This window comes from Hyphomicrobium sp. (genome assembly GCF_020852195.1).
In the GTDB taxonomy this organism is placed as follows: Bacteria; Pseudomonadota; Alphaproteobacteria; order Rhizobiales; family Hyphomicrobiaceae; genus Hyphomicrobium_C.
The window spans coordinates 1-4,149 of record NZ_JADZBI010000046.1 but is presented as its reverse complement, the minus strand read 5'-3'; the positions used below and the strand labels follow the sequence as shown (position 1 = coordinate 4,149).

Below are 4,149 nucleotides of genomic sequence, written 5' to 3'. Positions count from 1 at the left end.
GACGGACGTGTGGCTCACCACGCTTCTGGTCCGCGTCATGGTGGCGCGCGCCTCCGTCTTTTTCCGTGTCCCGGACCTGCTGCTCGGGTGGCTGGTCAACTTGGTGCTTGGGTTCGGCGCTTGAATTCTTGAGCGGGAGCGCCGACTGCGGACGCCCCGCGAATGCAGGACACGAGAGACGATCTGAGAATGGCCAAGCGCTGGTACATCGTTCACGCCTACACCAACTTCGAGCGCAAGGTGGCGGACGCCATCAAGGAGCGCGCGCGGTCGGCGGGGCTCGACCAACTCTTTGAGGAGGTGGTGGTGCCGACGGAGGAGGTGGTTGAGCTGAAGCGCGGCCGCAAGGTGCAGGCCGAGCGGAAATTCCTGCCGGGCTACGTGCTGGTCAAGATGGAGATGACGGACGCCGCCTTCGTCCTCATCAAGAATACGCCGAAGGTGACCGGGTTCCTGGGCGCGGACAACAAGCCGATCCCGATCTCCGACGACGAGGCCGCCCGCATCCTGAACCAGGTCAAGGAGGGCGTGGAGCGGCCGAAGCCCTCGATCATCTACGAGGTGGGCGAGCAGGTGAAGGTTGTCGACGGACCCTTCGCCTCGTTCCAGGGCGAGGTCGAGGAAGTGGACGGCGAGCGCTCGCGCCTCAAGGTCGGCGTCTCGATCTTCGGCCGCAAGACGCCGGTCGAGCTTGAGTTCCAGCAGGTGGAGAAGGTGCCGGCCTAGCGAGGAGAGATTTGAAGAGCTTCCGGTGCGCTGCGGTGCGCCGGTCGAGGGGCAGGGGCGGCCGCGTGGCGGTCATCTGCCCATACCCGCGGGAGGGCCGAGCGGACTGCTCGCCCGTTGACCGCTAACCCTTGGGAAGCATGGAGCTTCCTCTAGAACTTAGGGGATACGATGGCGAAGAAGATCGACGGCTACATCAACCTTCAGGTCCCGGCGGGAGCGGCCAATCCGTCTCCGCCGATCGGCCCTGCACTTGGCCAGCGCGGCGTCAACATCATGGAGTTCTGCAAGTCCTTCAACGCGAAGACGAAGGACCTTGAACAGGGTACACCGATTCCGGTGAAGATCACGGTCTTTTCCGACCGCTCCTTCACCTTCGAGATGCGCACGCCGCCGGCGACCTACCTGATCAAGAAGGCGGCCGGCATGAAGCCGACCGGCAAGCCGGGCTCGGGCTCGAAGAACCCCGGCCGCGACGTGGTCGGGCAGATCACCATGGCCCAGCTCCGCGACATCGCGAAGCTGAAGATCAAGGACATGAACACGGACAATCTGGAGCAGGCCACCAGGACGATCGCCGGCTCTGCCCGCTCGATGGGCCTCAGGGTGGTGGAGTAGTCGCATGGCCAAGGAAGCAGCAGCCAAAGAGAAGACCTCGAAGAAGTCGTCCGTCGCGCCTGAGGTGCTCGCCGCGACCCGTCTTGCTGGCGGCAAGCGCAACGCCGAGGTCAGGAAGGGCGTCGATCGCAACCAGGCCTACAGCGTCGACGAGGCGGTGCGCCTTATCAAGTCGCGCGCCAAGGCCAAGTTCGACGAGACGGTCGAGATCGCCATGAACCTGGGCGTCGATCCCAAGCACGCCGATCAGGTCGTGCGCGGCGTCTGTAACCTGCCGAACGGCTCCGGCCGTACGGCACGCGTCGCGGTTTTTGCCCGCGGCCCCAAGGCCGAGGAGGCCAAGGCCGCCGGCGCCGACATCGTTGGCGCCGAGGATCTGGTCGAGATCGTGTCGAAGGGCACCATCAACTTCGACCGCTGCATCGCGACGCCGGACATGATGGGCCTCGTCGGTCGCCTGGGTAAGGTGCTCGGCCCCCGCGGCCTGATGCCGAACCCGCGCGTCGGCACGGTGACCATGGACGTCACGAGCGCGATCAAGGGCGCCAAGGGCGGCTCCGTCGAGTTCCGCGTCGAGAAGGCCGGCATCGTTCACGCCGGCATCGGCAAGGCCAGCTTCACCGAGCAGGCCCTCGTAGAGAACATCAAGGCGTTCGTTGATGCCGTGTCCAAGGGCAAGCCCACGGGCGCCAAGGGCACGTACATCAAGAAGGTGTCGCTGAGCTCGACCATGGGTCCGGGCGTCAAGATCGACACCGGATCCGTCGTTTCGGCTGCACCGGCGGCGTAAGCCGGGCAGCGCAATCGGACCATGATCGGTCCGACAAAGAATTCCGCGCCGCGAGGCATGTGTCTCCGGCGTGGATCTCCAGCCCAGGACCTCCGGGTCGGACGGCGGGAGACCTGTCCAAGATTGATGGGCGCCGAGCCGGGCAACCGGCGAAGCTTAATCCTCGAACGAGGGCCCGCATGAGACGGGAGACCACCCGGTTTGTCGCTCTTCGGAGCGCCTCTCCGGTATGAGCCTTCTGGGTCAGCACCGTGCCGCTCACGCGCGCGGTCGGGACAGGACGAGCGTCGCAGCAGAGCACTCCCTACCAAGGGAGAGCTTGCAAGCTGCGGCAAGGTGCAACCGCGATCGTGATCTCAGGGTCCGATCGCAACCAGGAGTGTTGAGGTGGATAGAGCCGCGAAACACGAGCTCGTGACGAACCTCCACGAGGTGTTGAAGGACACCGGCGTGGTCGTCGTCGCCCACAACACCGGCTTGGTGGCGGCCCAGTCGGCCGAGTTCCGCAAACGCGTCAAAGAGGCGGGCGGCTCGGTCAAGGTGGCCAAGAACAAGCTGGTGAAGCTCGCGCTCAAGGATACCCAGGCCGAAGGCATCTCCGATCTCTTCACCGGGCCGACCATACTGGCCTACTCGAAGGATCCGATTGCCGCGGCAAAGGTGGCCGTCACGTACGCCAAGGAGAACGACAAGCTCGTGATCCTGGGTGGCGCGATGGGCGCCTCGATCCTTGATGCGAACGGCGTCAAAGCCCTCGCCGACCTACCCTCGCTTGATGAACTGCGGGCCAAGCTGATCGGTCTCTTGAACGCGCCGGCGACGAAGATCGCCCGCACGGTCAAGGAGCCCGGCGCCAAGCTTGCGCGCGTCATCCAGGCCAAGGCATCGCAGGGCGAAGCCGCATAGAGCGATTGTGGACTTGAAACCGGCGCTCCAGCCTCCCCGAGGCTGGGACAAAGCGCCCCTCTCGAAGGCTTAACCGGAAGGACTATATACAATGTCGGATCTCGCAAAGATCGTTGATGACCTGTCGAAGCTAACCGTTCTCGAAGCAGCCGAACTCGCCAAACTTCTCGAGGAGAAGTGGGGCGTGTCGGCTGCTGCCGCCGTTGCTGTGGCCGCTGCCCCCGCTGGCGGCGCTGCTGCGGCCCCGGCCGAGGAGCAGACCGAGTTCACCGTCATCCTGAAGTCGGGCGGCGACAAGAAGATCAACGTCATCAAGGAAGTGCGCGCCATCACGGGCCTCGGTCTCAAGGAGGCCAAAGACCTCGTCGAGGCCGGCGGCAAGACCGTGAAGGAGGGCGTCTCGAAGGACGAGGCCCAGAAGCTCAAGAAGCAGCTTGAGGACCAGGGCGCGGTCGTCGAGCTGAAGTAAGGCATCCGGCAGCAGGCGACGGGCATCAGTATCGAACCTGCTGCCTGCCGCCTGCGACCTGTTGCCTGTCCTGCCGAAGGCGGGCGCCAATAGATCCGGTCCGCCGAATGGCGGACCGGAAGACGGTTTTCCGGAGGTTCTCCCGAGGGTTCGCCCCCTCGATGAGGCCCTCCGGTGAGCCGTTTAAGAGGTTCATCGACGATGCGCGGGGGATGGCGACCCCGGCGCTGGGCAGACAAGACGAGCGGTCGTGCAGCCCCCGGCACGACCCCGGCGAGATGAGGAGCGGACATGGCTGAGACGTTCAACGGCCGTAAGCGTATTCGGAAGCAATTCGGTCACATCCGCGAGGTCGCGGAGATGCCGAACCTCATCGAGGTTCAGAAGAGCTCCTACGACGACTTTTTGATGGTCAAGGAGCCGCCTGGAGGCCGCCCCGACGATCACGGCCTGCAGGCTGTCTTCAAGTCCGTGTTTCCGATCTCCGACTTCTCCGGCCGCGCGACGCTCGAGTTCGTGCGCTACGAGTTCGAGCCGCCGAAGTATGACGTCGACGAGTGTATGCAGCGTGACATGACCTACTCGGCGCCGCTGAAGGTCAAGCTGCGCCTGATCGTGTTCGATGTGAACGAGGAGACGG

Annotated in this window: 6 protein-coding genes; all 6 read left to right on the top strand. The window is 64.6% G+C overall.

The genetic code is table 11. The annotated features are described in order from the left end of the window. The first annotated feature begins 189 nt into the window (after window positions 1–189). Window positions 190–726 carry a transcription termination/antitermination protein NusG gene (gene nusG / locus IT540_RS03885; RefSeq protein WP_291173554.1) on the top strand — a complete coding sequence of 179 codons (537 nt, stop codon included), beginning with the start codon at window positions 190–192 and terminating at the stop codon, window positions 724–726. Between the two features lie 171 nt (window positions 727–897). Continuing rightward, complete coding sequence (gene rplK, locus IT540_RS03880) at window positions 898–1,344, top strand: 50S ribosomal protein L11 (protein ID WP_291173551.1); 447 nt, start codon at window positions 898–900, stop codon at window positions 1,342–1,344. A gap of 4 nt (window positions 1,345–1,348) precedes the next feature. Further along, window positions 1,349–2,134 carry a 50S ribosomal protein L1 gene (rplA, locus tag IT540_RS03875; protein WP_291173548.1) on the top strand — a complete coding sequence of 262 codons (786 nt, stop codon included), beginning with the start codon at window positions 1,349–1,351 and terminating at the stop codon, window positions 2,132–2,134. Window positions 2,135–2,521: 387 nt separating this feature from the next. Then, window positions 2,522–3,040 (top strand): 50S ribosomal protein L10, encoded by a 519-nt coding sequence (rplJ, locus tag IT540_RS03870; RefSeq protein WP_291173545.1) that lies wholly within the window; start codon window positions 2,522–2,524, stop codon window positions 3,038–3,040. A gap of 91 nt (window positions 3,041–3,131) precedes the next feature. Next, window positions 3,132–3,509: a 50S ribosomal protein L7/L12 gene (gene rplL / locus IT540_RS03865; RefSeq protein WP_291173543.1), complete on the top strand. Its 378-nt coding sequence runs from the start codon at window positions 3,132–3,134 to the stop codon at window positions 3,507–3,509. Between the two features lie 291 nt (window positions 3,510–3,800). Beyond that, the coding region (locus IT540_RS03860) for a hypothetical protein (RefSeq protein ID WP_291173540.1) at window positions 3,801–4,149 on the top strand (349 nt) is incomplete at its 3' end.